This is a genomic window from Actinomadura sp. BRA 177 (genome assembly GCF_013372625.1).
Taxonomy (GTDB): Bacteria; Actinomycetota; Actinomycetes; order Streptosporangiales; family Streptosporangiaceae; genus Spirillospora.
In genome coordinates this window covers 21,368-41,480 of the sequence record NZ_JABXFD010000534.1, presented here as the reverse complement: position 1 = coordinate 41,480, position 20,113 = coordinate 21,368, and the positions used below count along the sequence as shown (strand labels likewise).

The following is a 20,113-nucleotide window of genomic DNA, read 5'->3' as shown; positions in this document are numbered from 1 at the left end:
GTCTTATATCCACAATCACGATGACGCCAGGTCGTAAGGCGGGACGGCACGCCGTTGGCGGGCCACGGTGACCAGATGACCCGGCCTTGGAATGGCCGCGACCTGACGGATGTTCTCCAAGCCGCCGCATGGGACGGACGAGAACCGGGACCGGTGAGAATTCGGTAATGAGCGATGCTCGGGGAGAAGCGGGACCGCTCGCCGGACGGACGGCGTGGGCGCGGCGGCTGCGGACACCGCTGCGGGAGTTCATGCGCACCGAGACCGGCGGCGCCGTGTTCCTGCTGGCCGCGACGCTCGCCGCGCTCGCCTGGGCGAACGTGGACGCGTCCTCGTACGAGGGGTTCTGGGGGACGCAGGGGTCGGTCCGGGTCGGCGACGCGGGCATCACGCGGGATCTGCGCGACTGGGTCAACGGCGGCCTGATGACGCTGTTCTTCTTCGTCGTCGGGCTGGAGGCGCGCCGCGAGTTCGACATGGGCGAGTTGCGCGACCGGCGGCGGGTCGCGCTGCCGCTGGCCGCCGGGCTCGGCGGGATGCTCGTGCCGGTCGCCATCTACCTGGCGGTGAACGCGGGGCGTCCGACCGCGCACGGCTGGGGCATCGCGATGTCGACGGACACGGCGTTCGCGCTCGGCGTCCTCGCGCTGGTCGGCCGCAGCTTCCCGGCCCGGCTCCGCGCGTACCTGCTCACCGCCACCGTCGTGGACGACGTCATAGCGCTCGCGGTGATCGGGATCTACTACAGCGAGGACGTCTCGACCCCGGCGCTGCTGACGGCCCTCGGGATCTTCGCGGTGATCGTCCTGATCCGCGCCGCCGGCATCCGGCAGTTCGCCGTCTACCTGCTGCTGGGCGTGGCCACGTGGGCGGCGCTGGAGTCGTCCGGCGTGGAGCCGGTGGTCGTCGGCCTGGCCATGGGCCTGCTCACCTACGCGCACCCCGCCGCCCGCACCGACCTGGAACGCGCGACGGAGGGCTTCCGCCTCTTCCGCGAACAGCCCACACCCGAATACGCGCGCTCGGCCCAGACCCGGGTGGCCTCGGCGATCTCGCCGAACGAGCGGCTGCAACTGCTGTTCCACCCGTGGACGAGCTACGTGATCGTCCCGCTGTTCGCACTCGCCAACGCCGGGATCAGCATCAGCGGCGACTTTCTGGGCCGCGCGTTCACCTCGCCGGTCACGCTGGGCATCCTGATCGGCTACGTCGTCGGCAAGCCGATCGGGCTCCTCGGCTCATCGTGGCTGGTCACGTGGCTCAGCCGGGGTCGGCTGAGGCCGCCCGTCGGCTGGGCCGCGGTCGGGGCCGGCGGCACGATCGCGGGCATCGGCTTCACCGTGGCGCTGCTGATCGCGACGCTGACGTTCACCGGCTCGCGGCTCGAAGAGGCGAAGATCGGCATCCTGTCCGCCGCGCTGTGCGCCACGATCGTCACCTGGACGGTCGTCCGCGTGACCAAGCTCCTGCCGCCGCTGCGGCGGCTACGCGCCCTGCTGGGGACGGCGGAGACCATCATCGACCTGGCCGCACCGGTCGATCCCGAACGCGACCACGTCCGCGGCCCGGCCCGCGCGCCCGTCACCGTGGTCGAGTACGGCGACTTCGAATGCCCGTACTGCGGGCAGGCCGAGAACGTCATCCGGCAACTGCTCGCCGGGTTCGGGGACGTCCGGTATGTGTGGCGACACCTCCCGCTCACCGACGTCCACCCGCAGGCGCAGCTGGCGGCGTACGCGGCGGAGGCCGCGGCCGAGCAGGGCGCCTTCTGGGAGATGCACGACCTGCTCCTGGAACACCAGGACGAGCTGCAGCCCAAGGACCTCGTCCGCTATGCCGCCGAGATCGGCCTCGACGTCGACCGCTTCCGCACCGACCTGCGCGCGAACCTGGGCGCCGACCGGATCGCCGAGGACCTCGACTCCGCCGACCTGAGCGGCGTCTCCGGCACCCCGACGTTCTTCGTCAACGGCCGCCGCCACCTCGGCGCCTACGACATCACCGACCTCACCGCCGCCGTCAAGAGCGCCCGCAAGACCGCCGCCCTACGCCCCTGACCTCACTCCTCGTCCGGGTTGTACATCGCGTCGTGCTGCTGGCGCGGGGAGCAGACCGAGGCGGACGGACAGGAGCAGCGGCGGGAACCCACCTTCACCGTCACGCGGTCGCCCGGAACGTTGTAGCCGATCACCTGGCCCTCGCCCTCGGGGGTGGAGACGCGCGAGCCCAGCCGCGGCGCCTTCTCCTTGAACTCCATGTAGAGCGGGTGCTCGTACTTGAGGCAGCACATCAGGCGGCCGCAGGCGCCGGCGATGCGGAGGGGGTTGACGGGGAGGTCCTGCTCCTTCGCCATGCGGACGGAGACGGGTTCGAAGTCCTTGAGGAAGGTGGCGCAGCACAGGTCGCGGCCGCAGGGGCCGATGCCGCCCTGGAGGCGGGCCTCGTCGCGGGGGCCGACCTGGCGGAGCTCGACGCGGGCCTTGATGCCGCGGGCCAGGTCGCGGACGAGGGCGCGGAAGTCGACGCGGTGCGGGGCGGTGAAGTAGATCTTGAAGACGTTGTCGGTGTCGAGGAAGTCGACGCCGATGACCTTCATGGGCAGGCCGTGCTTGCGGATGAGGCGCTTGGCGATCGAGCGGCCCTCGGCGCGGCGGCGGCGGTTGGCCTCGTCTCGGGCGAGGTGCTCGTCGGTGGCGGGGCCCGCGCATTCGGGGAGGCCGTCGATGTCGTCCGACACCCACTGCGGGGCCCACACGCACTCGGCGACCTCGGGGCCCGAGTCGGTCGGGACGAGGACCTTGTCACCGACCTTCGGGGTGTGCGGTCCCGGGTCGAGGTAGTAGAGCCGGCCGTAACGGGTGAAGCTGACGGCCATCACCATGCCCACGGTTTCGCTCCGTTCGCCCGGTTTCGTGCGACCCACGTTAGTCGTCCGGGCGCGTGCGTCACCAGGTGGCGTCGGCGAGGTCCTTTCCGGGGACGGGCGGCAGGCCGTTCGTGTAGAGGTCGCCGGCCGTTGCCAGGACGGTTCCGCCGGTGTGGGCCGTGTCCAGGTCGGTCAGTGGGCCCGTCACCTTCTGCTGCCACAGGACCTTCCCGGGCTTGCCGGTGAGGGTGAAGGTCTGGAGGGTCAGCTGGGACTTGGCGACCGTACCGACGACCGCCTGCTTGCCGTCGTGCGTTAGGACGGCGTTAGAGCTGCCCTTGGGCAGCGTCATGACGGCCTTGCTCAGCTTGAGGTCACCGGCGGCGCCGTTGGTCTCGACGGTGCGGAGTTGGTGCTTGGCGGAGCCGACCGGGCTCCAGACGAAGGAGAGCTTCGCGCCGGACCAGGAGAGGCTGTCGACGCGGCCGGGGGCCTTGGTCGTCCACGTCTTGTGGGCGCCGGTGCTGAGGGTCAGGACGTCCAGGCGTCCGCGCTTGCCCTTGTAGGTGACGTAGGCGAGGTGGTCGCCGGAGACGGCGATGTCCGACCAGGAGTTGGAGACGCCGGGGACGGTCGCCTTCGGGATGTCCTTCAGGTCCTGCGGGCGTCCGTCGTCGCCCAGGTGGAGGCGCTGGAAGGTGACCTTGCGGTCGCCGTAGGACGCGACGATGTACGAGCCGTCCTTCGCGGCGGCGACGCGGTGGAAGCGGCGACCCTGCGGCGGAGCGACCGGCAGCCCCACGTCCGCGCCGGTGTGCACGTCGCGGACGACCAGCGCCGCGCCCTCGGCGGTGATCCCGACGACGAACCGCGGGTCGGTCTGCTCCGCCTTCGCGGCCGGCTTGGCCTCGTGCTCCTCCTTCGCGGCGCGCTGGTGGCGGTGCACCACGTCCACGCTGCCGGCGACGAACAGCGCCGCGGCCGCGGCCACGGTGAGCGGGATCAGGCTCTTCCATGAGCCCAGCCGTGTCCCCCGGTCCTCGCGCCTGCCCTCGTCCATGGGTCCGCCCCGCACCTGCCTCTCCGCTCCTGGGTTACCGCGTCGTTTCTATCTCATCTACATGCCTACAAAAACCCATGAAGCGGGAGTTACCACATCGACGCCTAGTCGCAAGCGTCACAGCGTGGCGGTGCGGGGCGGCGGGAGCGGGAGTCACAGTGCGACGGCGCAGGCGCGGCGCACCTCCTCGACGGTAGCGGGCGCGTCCAGCCGGAACAGGCCGTCCAGCCTCCGTTCCAGCCGGGACGCGCGGACGGCCGCCTTCACCGCCAGGAACACGCTGGTGGCGAGGACGAGCGGCGGCTCCCCGACCTCCTTGGCGGACATCAGGTCGTGCGGGTTCTCCGGCACGGACGCCGCCCGGTCGCGCGGGAACAGGTACGTGTTCAGCTCCAGCGGGATCGTGGTGACGGCGGGCGGCTTGTACCGCCAGGTGTTGACGGTGTTGAGGCGGCCGGCCTCGTCCCCGGCCGGCTCCCGCACGAGCCGCTCGGTCAGCACGTAGCCGATGCCCTGCACGAAGGCGCCCTCGACCTGGCCGACGTCGAGCGCCGGGTTGATGCTCCAGCCGATGTCGTACACCAGGTCGGAGCTGAGGATCTCCGTCTCGCCGGTGAGGACGTCGATCTCCACGACCGAGCAGGCGGCGGAGTAGGTGAAGCCGGTGAAGGAGTCGACGCCGCCGCCGGGGGCCGCGTGCGGGTCCACCTTGATGCCGGGCAGTCCGGGCTGGCCGCCCTTCTTGAACGTCAGCGCGGGGATCGGGTCCTCGCCGCCGTGGATCGGCGCGGTGAACGAGACGACGAGGCTGACCCGCTGCTGGTAGGCGAGCTGGACGAGGTTCTGCCAGATGAGCCGTCCGTTGACCTTCGCGGCCCAGCCGTCCTTGCCGTGGTTCCAGTAGTCGATGCCCTGCTTGCGGCACCAGTCCTCGCCGTTGTCCTTCAGCATCCGCTGCCCGAAGTCGGCGAGGCGGCTCCGCATCTGCTCGCAGACCTGCTTGACGGCCTCGCCGTTGTAGGCGGTGCCGGTGGACGCGCCCGAACTCGTCGGGTTCGGGATCACGCTCGTCCGTGGCCGCTCGATGTGGATCAGGTCGAACGGCACGTTCAGGACGTACGACGCGATCTGTTCGATCTTCGTCATCATTCCCTGGCCCATGTCGACGCCGCCCTGGTGGACGACGATGCTGCCGTCCCCGGAGTGGATCGCCAGGTGCGCGACGGCCTGTTCGAGCTGCGTGAAGTTGTATCCGGAGCCGTACTTGACGGGCACCATGGCGATGCCGCGCTTCCGCCACGTGTTGGCCTTGTTGTAGTCCTCCACAACTTTTCGCTTGTCGGCGTACTTCGAGACGTCCTTCAGGTAGTCCCAGACCTCGCGCATGTAGCAGTAGGTGAGTGCCTGGCCGAACGGCGTGACGTCTCCGCGCTCGTACATGTTCTTCTCGCGCACGTCCTCGGCGGTCATGCCGACCGCGTACGCGGCGTCGTCGATCGCGTTCTCCACGATGACCTTGCCCTGGACGTCGCCGAACGCGCGGAACGCCGTGTTCGGCGCGGTGTTGGTGCGGCACACGTCGATCTGGTTCTCGAAGTTGCGCACCCGGTAGGCGTTGTCGGCGCGGAGCTGGATGCAGTTCGACACGATGAACGAGCAATCGTAGAACGCCCCGCCGTCGCCCCACATGCGGGTCTGGGAACCGCGGATGAGGCCCTTGTCGCCGGACCGCTTCGTGCCGGTGTCGATCGCGATCTGGTACTGGCCGTAGTACGGGTGCCGCTTGCCGATGAGGGCGGTGTCCTCGTCGCGCGGCAGGACAAGCCTGATCGGACGGCCGGTCGCGTACGCGGCGACGACCGCCGGCCCGGTGACGAAGCGGGCGGGTTCGGTCTTGCCGCCGTACCCGCCGCCGAGCTGCCGCACGTCCACCTCGATGCGGTTGTGCTCGACGCCGATCGCCATCGCGGACGTCTGGTGCATCTCCATCGGGCTCTGCGAGGACGGACGGACCGTCCAGCGGTCGCCGTCGGCCGGTTCGACGACGCACGCGTGCGTCTCCATGTAGAAGTGGGCCTGGCCGCCGGTGAGCTGGCCGCTCTCGACGATGACGCAGGGCGCGCCGTCTACCTCGCCGTCCCGCTTGACGATGTTCGCGTCGAACGGCCGCTTGTCTTTGGCGGTCCAGGTGAACTCGCTGCCGGGACGGGTCACCTTCCAGATGTGCGACACGTACGGCGCGGCGGACGGACAGTCGGGAAACACGCTGCCGATGGACACGGCGTCCTGAAGCGACAGCACGGCCTTGTTCCAGGGCGGCTTGTTCCACTCCGCCGGCCACGTCACTTCGCTGTAGGTGACGCAGTTGCGGGTCACGTACTCGGCGATCTCGATGGCGGCCTGCTCATTGTCGGCGAGGACGAGCGCGATGGCCTGGCCCGCGTACTCGACCCGGCCGTCGGCGAACAGCGGCTGGTCGCCGCCCATGCCTTGCAGGTTGATGCCCTTCGCCGGGACGTCCTTGCAGGTGATGAGCCGTTCGAAGGAGGCGAACCGGTCGCTCAGATGCTCGCTGACCGCGTCCACGCCCGTTCCGCCGGGCTCGCCGGGGACGGTGAGGGTGAAGTCGGCGAGCGCGCGGCGGCTCTGCACGAACGCCGCCTGGAGCGTCGTCGGCGGCACCGGGATCTCGTGCGTGTAGTGGACCTGCCCGGCCGCCTGGAACAGCGCCATCAGCTTGATGTAGGGCTGCGAGACCGGCTTCTTCCAGTCCTGGATCTTGTAGTGCTGGCGGCCGTCGCTGACGCCGCGGTGCCCCCAGGTGATCTCGGCGGCGCTGCGGTCCTTCGCCGGCACCTTGCCCGGCGAGCGCTGCTCCAGGGCCTGCACGATCGCCTTGTAGAGGAAGGACTCCGCGAGTTCGATCCGGTACTCGTCCGTGATGCCCTCGTACGGGACGCCCTTCATGCGGTCGTGCCAGGAGGTGAGCTCGGCGCGCGTCTCCTTCCGGAGGGTGCCGGCGAGCGCCTGGAAGGCTTCGAGGGACAGCGGACGGCCGGTCATGGCGTCCTCCGTCTTCTTGGGACGCCACGGGTAGGGCGCGATCCCGCCGAAGACGAGCGCGGCCTTGCCGACCTTCAGATCGGCGCCCAGGGTCAGGCTCGTGGTGGCGTTCACGAGCGAGTGCGCGTTGACCTCCCTGAAGGCGACCTTCTGTGCGAGCACGATCTCGTCGTCTGCGCCGAAGGGCAGGCGGTACGCCAGGATGACCAGGTCGCGTGAGCGTTTCGGGTCTTCCTTGACCCATTTCGTCAGGTCTGCCGGGGTCATCCACTCCGACTTGCCGGTGGACGCGCGCCACACCTCGATGGTCGCTCCCGTCGCGGTGAGCGCGGTGAAGAGGTCGGACGGGAACGGGTCGCCCGTCCGGATGTGGTCGAGCACCAGCATCGTGTTGCCGCCGAGGGACGCCGCGTTCCGGACGATCGTCCCGGCGGTGCGGCGCGCCATGAACTCCAGCGCGCCGAGCCGGGTCGTCTCGCCGGCGTGGCGGCGGTCGCGCTGCTCCCTGAGGATGCCGATGAGGTCGCGGTAGGAGCGGCCGGCGCCGACGTCCACCCCGTCCTGGGTGACCTTGACGTCGTTCAGGCCGGGGATGTGGCGGATGTCGACGAGCAGTTCGGCCGCTTTGACCTCGTCCGGGTACACACCGAACGAGGTGTTCCCGTGGACGAGCCGCAGTTTCCGGCCCTGCCCGCCCGTCATGATCGACTGGAGTTCGGCGAGCGTGGCGGGGGTGATCCAGGCTTTGTCGCCGCCGGTCGTCGTGACGTCGGACGGGGTCACGGTGCGGGCCGCGTCCGGGAACGGGACCACCGCCTTGCCGGCCGGGGCCTCCACCCGCCCGTCGACGATGCACGGCATGCGGGCGGCCTCGTCCTCGTCGGTCCAGTCGGACGCGAACGTCTTCATGCCGGTGAGGATCGCCCGGTAGCCGGTACAGCGGCACAGATTCCCGTCGAACACCTCCTCGACGCGGGCCTTGGTGGGGTTCGGCTCGTCCTGAAGGAGCGCGGTCATGTTCATGACGAAGCCGGGGGTGCAGTAGCCGCACTGGGTTCCGTTGTTCGCCGCGAGCCGGTACGCGACCGGGTTGATCCGCTCGGCCTCGGTATCGGGGTCCGCGGCCGGCGCGTTCCCGGCCTCGTACGCCGCCACCTGCGCCGTGGACTCCTCGTGCGCCGCCGCGGCGGCCTCCGCGGCCGCGGCGACGGCGGCCGGTTCGGTGAGCCCCGGGGTGACCCCGCGGGAGAAGGACGGCTGGTGCGCCAGGTGCGGCGGCGCCTTCCGGCCCGCCCCGCCGGTGCCCTCGATCGTCGTGACCGCCAGGCCGTCGAGGGCGCAGACCGGACGCAGGCACGAGTTGATCGCGCGATGCTCGGCTGCCTCCGCCTTCTCGTCCCAGCGCGACAGGATGACCGTGCAGGCGCCGCAGCCTCCCTGGCCGCAGCCCTTCTTGGCGCCGGTCAGCGCGACGTCCGGCGAGCGCAGGTAGTCGATCAGCAGCAGGTCGGGGGACGGGTCGTCCAGGACCACGCGCTCGCCGTTGAGATAGAACGTCACGCTGCCGGTCACGAACCGCCCCCTGTGCCTTCGGTTGAGATGTCCTCAACACGAAGCGTAACTCTTTGCCGCCGGATAGTTACAGAGAGTGTTTTCTTACTCAGCCGAGAGCGGCGCGTGCGGCGTCGATGAGGGACGCCCGGTAGGAGCCGCCGAACAGGGCCACGTGGACGAGCAGCGGGTGCAACTGGTGCAGCGGGACGCGGGAGCGCCAGCCGTCCGCCAGGGGCGCCGCATTGTCGTAGGCGGCCAGTACGGTTTCCAAGTGCGGGGTCCCGAAGAGGGCCATCATCGCCAGGTCGGTCTCGCGGTGCCCGCCGTGTGCGGCCGGATCGATGAGGAGGGCACGGCCGTCCGTCCACTGGACGTTGCCCGACCACAGATCACCGTGGATGCGGGACGGCGGCTCGGGTGGCCCGGCCAGGTCCTCGATGTCCGCCATGACGCGCTCGACGAGACCGACGTCGTCGGACGACAGGTGTCGCGCGCCGAGGCGGAGGAACGGTTCGAGGCGGCGCTCGGCGTACCAGCGCGGCCAGTCGCGGTCGTCCGGCGTGTTGTCGAGCGGGAGGTCGGCGATGAAGCCGTCCCAGGGCGCGCCGTAGGCGTCCGGGCGGTTGCCGGTGTGCAGGGCGGCCAGCTCGCGTCCGAAGCGCTCGGCGGCCTCCCGCGTCGGGGAGGAGGACGGCAGCCACGGCAGGACGAGCATGTGATCGTCAGCGGCGACCACGTCCGGGACGGGCGTCCCAGGCCCCGCCTCGCCCAGCCAGCGCAGGCCCGCTGCCTCGGCGGCGAACACTCCCGCCTGGTCGGCGGCCGCCTTCACGAACACCTCGCGGCCATCGGCCAGGGACGCCCGGTGCAGCGTCCAGGAGTGGCTGGAACCGAGGTCGCTCACGTTGGCGACCCCGGTCCCGAGCAGCCGCTCCAGCCGGTCGCGCACTCAGCGCTCCTTGAGCGCGGCGCGGATCTCCTCCAGGAGGCCGGGCACCGCCGCCTCCACCTGCTCAAGGACGAGGTCGAAGTCGGCGCGCCCGCCGTAGTACGGGTCGGGGACGTCGAGGTCGCCGCCCGCGTCCGGGTCGAACTCGCGCAGCAGCCTGATCTTGCCGCGCGCCGCCTCGTCCGGCGCCATCGAGCGCAGCGCCCGCAGGTGCCCCTCGTCCAGCGCCAGGATCAGGTCGTACCGGTCGAACCAGGAGTCATCGAACTGCCGCGCGATATGCCCCGACCGGTAACCGGCCCGTTGCAGCGTCGCGATCGTCCGCTCGTCCGCCTCGTCGCCCACATGCCAGCCGCCGGTGCCCGAGCTGTCGACCTCGACGTCCAGGCCCTCTTCTTCGACGTGGTGGCGCAGGACCCATTCGGCCATCGGAGAGCGGCAGATGTTGCCGGTGCAGACGAACGTGACGCGGTACGACATGACCCCATCATGCCCGAGGTCAGCGTCCTTCAACGATGACCTTGTCCACCCCGGGCGTCCCCGTCATCGCCTTCGTCACCGGCCCCGTGTCCGCGCCGGGAGCCAGGCTGCCCCTGAAGGACTCCGGAATGTCGCCGGCCTCGACCGACCGGCGGAACTGGTCGTCGTCCTCGAAGCGGCTCTTGAAGCGCTCATACGCCTGCTGCTTGTTCTCGAACTCGACCTGGCGGACCGACCTGAGCCCCTCCAGGTGCTGCTTGATCGCCCGCTTCTGCGCATCGGTCGCGTCCTTGTGGTCGCAGACCTCGTTCGCGGACGTCTCCACGCACAGGAACACCGAGATCGTCGGCACCGAAGCGCCGGACGACGGCTGGGCCAGCGGGCCGGTCGCGCCGTCGGACCGGAACGCGCCGCCCACCACCGCTCCCCCCACGACCACGGCGGCGGACGCCGCGACGGCGGCCATCGCCATCGCGGGACGCGGAACCCTCCGGCGCCGTCCGGCGAACCCCGGTTCCGGCATGGTCTCGGGGCGGATGGTGTCGCCCACGGTCTGCAGCGCGTCCCTGAGACGCTCTTCGGTCGTGTTCACTGCTCACTCCCCAGCATCCGGCCCAGCGCGGCGAGCGCCCGGGACGTGGTCGACTTGACGGTTCCGATGCCGATCCCCATGGCGTCGGCGATCTCCTCGACGGAGAGGTCGCAGAAGAAGCGCAGCACCAGCGCCTCCCGCTGCCGGGCCGGGAGCCGGTGCAGCGCCTGGCCTGAACAATGAGTGACCATTGTCAAGGTGTCGCGCGGGCACACCCACCGGGATAGACCGCTGTGGCGGCGGGCACGGTTCATCTCCAGCGGAATCGCGTCTTTCCCTGCGACACCGCGATGCGGTCCAGTAACCTCTCGGTGTCCGTCCGTGAGCTCGGAAGGCACGAACCGGTTTGCCGGGGACACGGTTTAGAGAGCGTCGATCGAACGGATGCCGCTGGGCTCAGTCCAGCGTGGGGCTCAGTCAACGGTCCCGCACCACGCAGGTGGTGGATGCGACTTCTGCGCGGCGGCCAGCCGCGATTGAAGAGCGCAGGTCGGTGGAGACGATCGAGCTACAGTACTGAGTTCGCCCGTTAACGGCCGATAAGTTGACCATCCATGTCCCAGGGGTATTGGTTGCTTCGGGGGCGAAACTCCCGGGAACAGAAACACGGCCTCGGCACGCCGATCGGCGTGCCGAGGCCGGACGCGCTGATCAGACGCGGCCGAGGGGGTGAATCATGATGGTGTCCACGCCGGGTGCGCTCTCCAGTTCCGTCTTCAGGGCCTGGGCGGTTCCGATGTCCGCGACCCGCACGCGCAGCGAGTCGGGGATGTCGCCTGGATGCGCTCCTTCGAGCATGTCCTTGCGGTCCGCGAAGAGCTTCTTGAAGCGCTCGTAGGCCTGTTCCTTCGATTCATACCTGATGCGGCGCACCCCGGCCATTTCCTCCAGGCGGCGCCTGACCTCGTCCTTCTCCCCGGCCGCCGCGTCCGAGGCGCGGCACTTGGGCATGCTCGACGAGCGGACGCAGAAGAACACCGACACGTCGCGTTCCTTGCCGGTGGACGCAGCGGGCTTGGCGGCCTCGTCCCACATCATGACGAAGCCGCCGGCAACCGTCCCCACCATCAGCAGGACCGCCGCCGCGGCGGCGATGACCACGACCGGACGTGCGCGCCGCCGTTGCCTCGATGCCGGAGCGTTATCCGGACGGGGTCCCTCGGGCTCGCTCACCGTTCTTCCTCCTGCCTCGTCGATCATCTACGCGACAACAGAACACGACCCCCGGCTTGATGCCGGGGGTCGCGTCCTGGGGTGGGTCGAGCGGAGCGGATCAGCGGTGGCTGACGGCGTTCAGCGCGTCCACGATGCCGTTCCCGAAGAAGCCGTTCTGCTCCTTCGAGCCCTCACAGGTCTGCGTCGAGGTGTGCTTGCCCGTCGAGGTGTACCAGACGTACTCCATGGTCCGCGGGCTCGGGCATTCCTTCTCGGTCGCCGTGCCGCGCAGCACGCGCTCCACGAAGTTCGGGCTGAGGGTGATGCCGCCGTGCCGGCGGTCCCGGTGCCCGTACTTGCTGATGATGAGCGCGGCGACGCCCACCGCGTGCGGCGACGCCATCGAGGTGCCCTGGATCGACTGGTAGTAGGCGCAGTCGTCGCCCTTGCAGCTGCGGATGATGTACGGCACGTTCGGCGTGCCGTCCGCGTTCAGCTCCCCGCGCGCCTTCGCGAGCCGCTCGGGGTAGGCGGCCCAGATGCCGGCCTTGTCGTCCGGACGCTGGTCGGCCGTGTCGACCTTGTCGCCGCCGGGCGCCGCCACCGCGACGTACCCGTTGCCGAAGCTGCTGTAGTACGACTTGCGGGTGGACGGCCCGGTCGCCGAGATCGGGATGACGTGCTCGCCCTCGGACGGCATCGACACGCAGCTCGCCGGGATCGTCCGGTCGTGCGGGGCCTCACCCGGCATGGACGGGAAGTCGGGGCTGCTGGTGTCCTCGTTCGTCTTCGTGTAGTCGACGAAGTCGTTGCCGGCCGCGGAGATCAGCGTGACGCCGCGCCGGTGCGCGAAGTCGAGGGCGCGCTGCGTCGCCTTGATGATCGTCCGCTGTTCGAGCTGGTCCTCGGGGCTGTCGGCCGGGTTGTTGCCGCAGTTCCACAGCCACGGGTCCACGTAGTAAGACATGTTGACCACGTCGATGCCGTGCTTGGCCGCGTAGGTGAGGCCGTCCACGGTCGGCTGCAGGAAGAAGTAGCCGGAGTCCTGGCCGACGCGCAGGTTCACGATCGACACGTTCGGCGCGACGCCCGCCATGCCGAGCCCGTTGCGGGGCGAGGCGATCGTGGACGCGACGTGCGTGCCGTGGTCGTTGTCGTCCCAGTCGACGGGGTCGACGCACGACTTGAACTCGCAGGGGCCGTCGACCTCGTTGCCGTTGGCGTCCGTCGGGATGTCGTGGGTGAAGTTGCGGCTGAGCTTGCGGTTGAAGTTCGGCTTGATGTCCGGGTGGCTGCCGTCCACGCCGGTGTCGAGGATGCCGACCAGCACGCGCTTGTCGCCCGGCTCCTTCTTGTACGAGCCGTCCGCCGTCGCGTGGATCTGCTTCATGTCCCACTGCAGGTCGGCGAGCGGCTCCTCGTTCTTGGACGGGGCGCCCTTGAGCGACACCGTGCTCTTGGTGCCGGTCATCCGCTCGACCTTCGCCGCGGCCTTCTTCTTCGTCTTCGGCGCCTCGCCGATGACGCGGTTGTGCGCGACGCCCTCCAGCGCCCGCTCCTTCATCACCGCGTGGATGAACTCGGGGTTGTCCGAACGGACGGTCGCCACGCCCACATCGCGGTTCTCGTGGACGATCTTGCCGCCGGCCGCGCGGACCGCGTGGTGCGCCCAGCCGAGAGGCACGCGCTCCTTGTAGAGGACGACGTACTCCGAAACCTCACCCTTGTCCGGTTTCGGTTCCGCTGACGCTGGCACCGCGAGTGCCGCCATGGTGGCGACGGCACACGCGGCGGAAATCAAGGCTCGCCGCAAAGCTGACCTCCTGGCCGTGGGGGAGCTAGCTAGCCCGGGATCGGGGGTAAACCAGGCGAAGGTACGCGTGCGGCTGTTGAGAGTTGCGAACGTTAAAGTAACAAAAAGGTAGATCTCTTGTAAGCGCCCCATCAACCGGTGCGAAGCGCCAGCGTGAGCGCCTCGACGGCCAGCAGCGGATTGACGTTCGCCTCCAGCCGCTCCCGGCACGCCATGATCGCGTCGAGCCGCTTGAGGGTGTCCTCGGGCCGCCCGTTCTGCGCCGCCGTCCGCAACTCCGGGCCCAGGTCGACGTTCACCAACTCGCTGCCCGCCCCCAACTGGAGCGTCAGCACGTCCCGGTAGTAGGACGCGAGGTCGAGCAGCGTCCGGTCGAGCGCGTCCCGCTTCACACGGGTCGCACGTGACTTCTGGCGATCCGCCAGGTCCTTGATGGCGCCCGCCGTCCCGCGCGGCATACGGCCCTTCTCACTCTCGCCCAGCGCCTTGCGCAGAGCCGACGTCTCCTCCTCGTCCAGCTTCTCGGTCTGCGTCTTCGCCTCGGCGTCCGCAGCCTTCACGATGGCCTCCGCCGCCGCGACGGCCGGGCCCACGGACGTCAGCCGGCGAGGCACCGCCATGACCGAGGCACGCCTGTTGCGCGCCTCGGGCTCCGTCGCGAGCCGCCGCGCCTGCCCGACGTGCCCCTGCGCCATCCGGGCGGCTATCTCGGCCATCTCACGGTCGACACCGTCCCGCTGGACGAGAACGTCCGCGACCGCCGCGACCGGCGGCGTGCGGAGGGTCACCACCCGGCAGCGCGACTTGATCGTCACCAGCAGATCCTCCGGCGACGGCGTGCACAGCAGCCAGAGCGTCCTTGGCGGCGGTTCCTCGATCGCCTTCAGCAGCACGTTCGCCGCCGGCTCCGTCGCTCGATGGGCGTCCTCGAACAACGTGATCTGCCAGCGTCCGCCGCTCGGCCTCGCCGACGCGCGCAGGACCAGCCGCCGGGCGTCGGCCGCGCTGAACGACAGGCCCGCGGGCCGGATGAGCGCCAGGTCGGCATGCGTTCCCTGGAAGATCTGGTGGCAGGACGGGCAGTGCCCGCACCCGCGCGGCGTCTCCGTGCACTGCAGCGCCGCCGCGAACGCCCGCGCCGCAGCGGACCGTCCGGCCCCGGGAGGCCCGGTGAACAGCCACGCGTGCGCCAGACCGCTCGTCCCCTCCGCAGCGGACGACAGCTGCTCGACAACGGGCTCCTGCCCGACCAGGTCGTCCCACACGCTCATGCCGAAAGGCTAACCGGATCCGCGCACACCGCGAGACGCACTCCGGCCACCGCACGCTCTACCAGCTGACCACCCGCCTGCCGGAGGAACCGCCGGGACATCCGCGCCGCATCCCATCCGCAACACCTCCGGCACGGCCGGGGCGTCCACACGGCGCCCCGCCCACTGCACGGTCGACACAGCCGGGGGCATCCGTGCGGCATCGCATTCGCTGTACGTCCGGGACGATCAGGACATCCCGTGCGGCCTTGCGTTCGCTGCACGGCTGGCGCGGCCGGGCATACGGCTTGCCGTCGCGGACGGTCAGAAGTCGCGGATGGCGGGGAAGGTGCTGGTGGCGTCCTCCGTGCCGGCTGGGACGGGGTCGGGGAGGATCTCGTGGATGCGGTACTGGATCTCGCGGCTCAGTTCGGTCTGCGGACGGCTGGCGTCCAGGATCAGGTAGCGGTCCGGGTCTGCCTCGGCGAGGGCGCGGAAGCCGGCGCGGACGCGTTCGTGGAAGTCCTGCGGCTCGGACTCGATGCGGTCGGCGGGGGCGGGCAGCCGGCGCAGTCCGGCCTCCGGCGGGATCTCCAGCAGGACGGTCAGGTCCGGGACGAGGCCGCCGGTGGCCCAGGCGTTGACGCGGGCGATGTCCTCGACCGCCTGCTCCCGGCCGAAGCCCTGGTAGGCGAGGGACGAGTCGACGTACCGGTCGGTGACGACGATCGCGCCGCGCTCCATCGCGGGCCTGATCACGTTGGCGATGTGGTCGGCGCGGTCGGCCGCGTACAGCAGGGTCTCGGCGCGGTCGGACAGCCCCGTCGTGTCGCGGTCGAGCAGCATCGCCCGCAGCCGCATGCCGATCTTGGTGGCGCCGGGCTCGTGCGTGGTGACGACGTCGTAGCCGTGGTCGCGGAGCCAGATCGCGGCGAGCCGCGCCTGCGTGGTCTTGCCCGCGCCCTCGCCGCCCTCGAACGCGATGAACACGCCGCGTTCCCGGTGGACGGGCTGCTGGGGCGCGGCGGCGACCTGCTCCGGCGGCGTGTAGATCTCGCCGTGCAGCGCGGCCCGTAGGTCGGGGACGAGCGGGATGCCGCGCCGGTCGTCCAGCCGCCGGTAGGCCAGCAGCCCGGCGATCAGCGTGACGACGGCCGCGATGAGCAGGCCCGCGCTGGAGCCGGTGAAGTCGTAGACGCTGTCGCCGAGGTCGAGCCGGTTCGAGCCGAGCGCCCCGGCGATCAGCGGGACGGCGATGAACGCGACCAGCGCGGCGACGAGCGCGACGGCGCGCAGGTAGGCGGCCGGGCGGGCGTCGTCCTGCGCGTCGGGGTCGGTCACGGCGGCCTTGGCCGTCGACCAGGCGGCCCCGGCGAACACGCCGAGGAACGCCGTCATGAACACGACGACGACCAGGTTCTGGACGAGGGCGAGCACGACCAGCGCGAGCGCGGCGGCGATCACGGCGAGGCCGAGGAGCCGGCGGCGGCTGAACGGGACGAGGGCGCGAGGCCCGAGGAACACCCCGAAGCCGAGCCCGAACGCCAGCCCGGCGAGGACCGTCCCGTAGCCCGCGTCGCCGCCGCCCAGGTCGCCGGTGTGGACGCGGGCGACGGAGATGACCGCGCCCGCCGTGAGGGACGCCCCGGCGATCGCGAGGCCGACACCGCGCGCGGCGGCCGTCCCCGGGCCCTGGAAGAGCAGCTTCAGCGGGGCGGGGGCCGCCGGCATCCCCACGGCCGGGATCTCCCGGCTGATGGCGATCGCGGCGGTCGAGACCAGGAAGACCCCGGCCGTCACGTAGAGGGCGAGGTCGGCGCGGGAGTCGCGGCCGAGCGTCCCGTCCGCGATGAGGGCGAGGATCGCGAACAGCACGGCGGCGACCGGGGCCGGGCCGTAGATCACGCGGGTCGCGGTGCGGGCGGCGCGCGGCGACTCCTCCTCCGGGAGCAGCGCGGCCAGGGACGCGCGCGCCGCCGCCACCCAGAGCAGGCTCAGGCAGGAGACGAGGAACGCGGCGGCGAGCGTCCAGGCGAGCACGCCGACGAGCGGCACCGTCACGACGATCACCAGCCGCAGCACGTCCGCGACCATCAGCATGAGGCGGCGGTCGACGCGGGCGGCGAGCAGGCCGGCGAGCGGCGCGAGCAGCACCACCGGCAACAGCATCAGCACCAGCGTGCCGCCGACCGCCTGCGCGCGCGCGGACACGTCGTCTTCGCGTGTCAGCATCGCGACCATCGCGGTCAGTGCGGGGACACTGAGCCACTGCGCGAGGCCCGCGAACGACAGCGCGGTCCGGAGCCGCCGGAACGGCCCGCTCCGTGAATGCGACGAAGGTGACGAAACGCCCGGCGGCTGTGACGCTGCGGGGTGCGGCCGAGGTGCGCCCGTTCTGGTCATGTCGGTCAGGGTATCGGCGTGGATGTCCCTAGGAGCCGGACTTCGCGGAGGTTCGGCGGCGGGTCGTCGTCTTCTTCTTCCCGCCACCCGCGGCCACCTTCTCGCGACGCTCCGCGAGCAGCTCCGCGGCCCGCTGGATCGTGATCGACTCGACCTCGTCGCCCTTGCGGAGGCTCGCGTTCGTCTCGCCGTCGGTGACGTACGGGCCGAACCGCCCCTCCTTCACCACCACGGGCTTCTCGCTCGCCGGGTCCTTGCCCAGCTCGCGCAGCGGCGCGGCGGCCGCGGCCCGGCGGCCGCGCTGCTTGGGCTGCGCGAACAGCTCCTTCGCCTGCTCCAGCGTGACGGTGAACAGCTCGTCCTCGGAGCCGAGCGAGCGGCTGTCGGTGCCCCGCTTGATGTACGGGCCGAACCGGCCGTTCTGCGCGGTCACCGGCTCGCCGTCCAGCTCGCCGAGGGTGCGCGGCAGCGACAGCAGCTTCAGCGCGTCGTCCAGCGTGATCGTGTCGAGCGACATCGACTTGAACAGCGACCCGGTGCGCGGCTTGGGGGCGTCCGCCTTCTTCGTCCGCTTCTTCCCCTCGGCGGGCGGGGCCGCCTCCGGCAGGATCTCGGTGACGTACGGGCCGAACCGCCCCGACTTCGCGACGATCGTGTGCCCGGTCGCCGGGTCGGTGCCGAGCTCCCGGTCGCCGGACGGCTGCGCGAACAGCTCCTCCGCCTTCTCGCCGGTCAGCTCGTCCGGCGCGATGTCGTCGGGGATGTTGACCTTGTCGCCGTCCCGGTCGAGGTAGGAGCCGTAGCGCCCGACGCGGACCAGGATGTCGGTGCCCTTGATCGGGAACGAGCTGATCCCCTTGGCGTCGATGTCGCTGATGTCGCCGACCAGCTCCCGCAGGCCCTCCTCCCCGGTGTCGCCGTAGTAGAACCGGTTCAGCCACGGGACGCGCTCGGCGTCGCCGCGCGCGATCTCGTCGAGACCGTCCTCCATGTGCGCGGTGAAGTCGTAGTCGACCAGGTTGCCGAAGTGCTGCTCCAGCAGGTTGGTCACGGCGAACGCCAGGAACGACGGGACCAGCGCCGTGCCCTTCTTGAACACGTACTCGCGCGCCAGGATCGTCCCGATGATCGAGGCGTACGTCGACGGCCGCCCGATCTCCCGCTCCTCCAGCTCCTTGACCAGGCTGGCCTCGGTGTAGCGGGCCGGCGGGCGGGTGGAGTGGCCCTCGGCGTCCACCGAGTTCGCGGTCAGCGGATCGCCCTCGGCCAGGTTCGGCAGGCGCCGCTCCTGGTCGTCGCGGTCGGTGGACGGGTCGTCCGCGCTCTCCACGTACGCCTTGAGGAAGCCGTAGAACGTGATCGTCTTACCGGTCGCACCGAACTCGGCCCGCTCGTTCTGCGTCGACAGGCCGGTCACGCGGATCGACACCGACTGGCCGGCGGCGTCCTTCATCTGGGACGCGATCGTCCGCTTCCAGATCAGCTCGTACAGCCGGAACTGGTCACCGCTCAGCCCGGTCTCGGCCGGCGTCCGGAAGGTGTCGCCCGCCGGGCGGATCGCCTCGTGCGCCTCCTGCGCGTTCTTGACCTTGGACGCGTAGACGCGCGGCTTGTCCGGGACGTACTGGCCGCCGAACAGCGCCGCCGCCTGCCTGCGCGCCGCCGTGATCGCCGTCTCCGACAGCGTGATCGAGTCGGTTCGCATGTAGGTGATGAAGCCGTTCTCGTACAGCTTCTGCGCGACCGACATCGTGTACTTCGCGGAGAAGTTCAGCTTGCGGCTGGCCTCCTGCTGGAGGGTCGTCGTCCGAAAGGGAGGGTACGGGCGCCGCGTGTACGGCTTCTGCTCAACGGACTTGACCTCGTATGGCCGGTCCCTCAGCCGCTCGGCCAGCGCGCGGGCCGCGGGCTCGTCCAGGTGCAGCGCGTCCCGGGTCTTCAGGGTGCCGTCGGACGCGAAGTCGCGGCCCTGCGCGACGCGCTTGCCGTCCACGCTGACGAGCCCGGCCTTGAAGACCTTCGGCTCCTCGTTCTTACCGGTGTCGAACTGTCCCGCGATGTCCCAGTAGTGGGCGGGGACGAACGCGATCCGCTCCCGCTCCCGCTCGACCACCAGGCGCGTCGCCACCGACTGCACCCGGCCCGCCGACAGCTTCGGCATGACCTTCTTCCACAGGACGGGGCTGACCTCGTACCCGTAGAGGCGGTCCAGGACGCGGCGCGTCTCCTGCGCGTTCACCAGCGGCATGTTCAGCTCGCGCGGATTCGCGGCGGCGCGCTGGATCGCGTCCTTGGTGATCTCGTTGAACACCATCCGGTGCACGGGGACCTTCGGCTTCAGCACCTCCCGGAGGTGCCAGGCGATCGCCTCGCCCTCCCGGTCCTCGTCCGTCGCGAGATACAGCTCGTCCGCCTCGGCGAGCAGCTTCTTCAGCTTCTGGACCTGCTGCCGCTTGTCGGTGTTCACCACGTAGAGCGGCTCGAACTCGCGCTCCACGTTCACGCCGAGCTTCGCCCACGGCTCGCCCTTGTACTTGGCCGGCACCTCCGAGGCGCTCCCCGGGAGATCCCGGATATGGCCGATACTGGACTCCACGATGTAGCCACGGCCCAGGTACCCCGCGATCGTCTTCGCCTTCGCGGGCGATTCGACGATCACCAGGCGCGTACCCGCGCCATTGCCGTTCGCGGTGCCGTTCTTGGCTGGCACAGTCGCTCCAACCTCGCTGTCTCGATCCTCTTACACAGGCTCTTTCTTACCGGCTTCGTACAACGTCGCAGGACGGCGCGTTCATGCCCGCGCACCCCTCGACCATCGTCCCGCCCCCGCAGGGGACGGGATTCTCACCGCCCCGCGCCCCAGACAGGATGACATGCCGCCGCACGCCCCGCGGACCGGGACGCCACGGTACGGTGCCGGACGCACGG

General features: G+C 70.5%; 12 protein-coding genes and 1 pseudogene. 1 reads left to right on the top strand and 12 read right to left on the bottom strand.

All coding sequences use genetic code 11. From position 1 onward, the window contains the following. Positions 1-167: 167 nt before the first annotated feature. The gene (gene nhaA, locus HUX53_RS30585) at positions 168-2,057 is read left to right on the top strand and encodes a Na+/H+ antiporter NhaA (RefSeq protein ID WP_176406688.1); all 1,890 of its coding nucleotides are present in this window, start codon (positions 168-170) and stop codon (positions 2,055-2,057) included. 2 nt (positions 2,058-2,059) lie between these two features. Here the strand turns inward: nhaA and HUX53_RS30580 are convergent, their stop codons facing one another. The 12 genes and pseudogenes from HUX53_RS30580 to topA form a co-directional block, all read right to left on the bottom strand. Next, positions 2,060-2,881 carry a regulatory iron-sulfur-containing complex subunit RicT gene (locus tag HUX53_RS30580; protein WP_176406699.1) on the bottom strand — a complete coding sequence of 274 codons (822 nt, stop codon included), beginning with the start codon at positions 2,879-2,881 and terminating at the stop codon, positions 2,060-2,062. 64 nt (positions 2,882-2,945) lie between these two features. After that, positions 2,946-3,941, bottom strand: coding sequence for a hypothetical protein (locus HUX53_RS30575; protein ID WP_309237509.1), 996 nt, complete (start codon positions 3,939-3,941; stop codon positions 2,946-2,948). 138 nt (positions 3,942-4,079) lie between these two features. Further along, entirely contained in the window at positions 4,080-8,561 is a 4,482-nt protein-coding gene (locus HUX53_RS42725; protein ID WP_176406687.1) for a molybdopterin cofactor-binding domain-containing protein, read from the bottom strand. Between the two features lie 88 nt (positions 8,562-8,649). After that, the gene (locus HUX53_RS30565; protein ID WP_176406686.1) at positions 8,650-9,492 is read right to left on the bottom strand and encodes a fructosamine kinase family protein; all 843 of its coding nucleotides are present in this window, start codon (positions 9,490-9,492) and stop codon (positions 8,650-8,652) included. After that, on the bottom strand, positions 9,493-9,972 hold the full coding sequence (locus HUX53_RS30560) for a low molecular weight protein-tyrosine-phosphatase (RefSeq protein WP_176406685.1): 480 nt from the start codon (positions 9,970-9,972) through the stop codon (positions 9,493-9,495). Positions 9,973-9,991: 19 nt separating this feature from the next. Next, on the bottom strand, positions 9,992-10,564 hold the full coding sequence (locus tag HUX53_RS30555; RefSeq protein ID WP_176406684.1) for a permease-like cell division protein FtsX: 573 nt from the start codon (positions 10,562-10,564) through the stop codon (positions 9,992-9,994). Next, positions 10,561-10,731, bottom strand: a pseudogene (locus HUX53_RS30550) (sigma factor-like helix-turn-helix DNA-binding protein); the annotation flags it as partial. The pseudogene HUX53_RS30550 and the gene HUX53_RS30555, both read right to left, overlap by 4 nt. Before the next feature lie 484 nt (positions 10,732-11,215). Further along, positions 11,216-11,737, bottom strand: coding sequence for a permease-like cell division protein FtsX (locus tag HUX53_RS30545; protein WP_176406682.1), 522 nt, complete (start codon positions 11,735-11,737; stop codon positions 11,216-11,218). 100 nt (positions 11,738-11,837) lie between these two features. Continuing rightward, positions 11,838-13,475 carry a S8 family serine peptidase gene (locus HUX53_RS30540; RefSeq protein ID WP_309237508.1) on the bottom strand — a complete coding sequence of 546 codons (1,638 nt, stop codon included), beginning with the start codon at positions 13,473-13,475 and terminating at the stop codon, positions 11,838-11,840. Between the two features lie 188 nt (positions 13,476-13,663). Then, entirely contained in the window at positions 13,664-14,803 is a 1,140-nt protein-coding gene (locus HUX53_RS30535) for a DNA polymerase III subunit delta' (protein ID WP_176406680.1), read from the bottom strand. A 303-nt stretch (positions 14,804-15,106) separates the two neighbouring features. Further along, positions 15,107-17,014: a dTMP kinase gene (gene tmk / locus HUX53_RS30530; protein WP_255205797.1), complete on the bottom strand. Its 1,908-nt coding sequence runs from the start codon at positions 17,012-17,014 to the stop codon at positions 15,107-15,109. A gap of 199 nt (positions 17,015-17,213) precedes the next feature. After that, the gene (gene topA, locus HUX53_RS30525; RefSeq protein ID WP_309237507.1) at positions 17,214-19,895 is read right to left on the bottom strand and encodes a type I DNA topoisomerase; all 2,682 of its coding nucleotides are present in this window, start codon (positions 19,893-19,895) and stop codon (positions 17,214-17,216) included. Positions 19,896-20,113 lie beyond the last annotated feature (218 nt).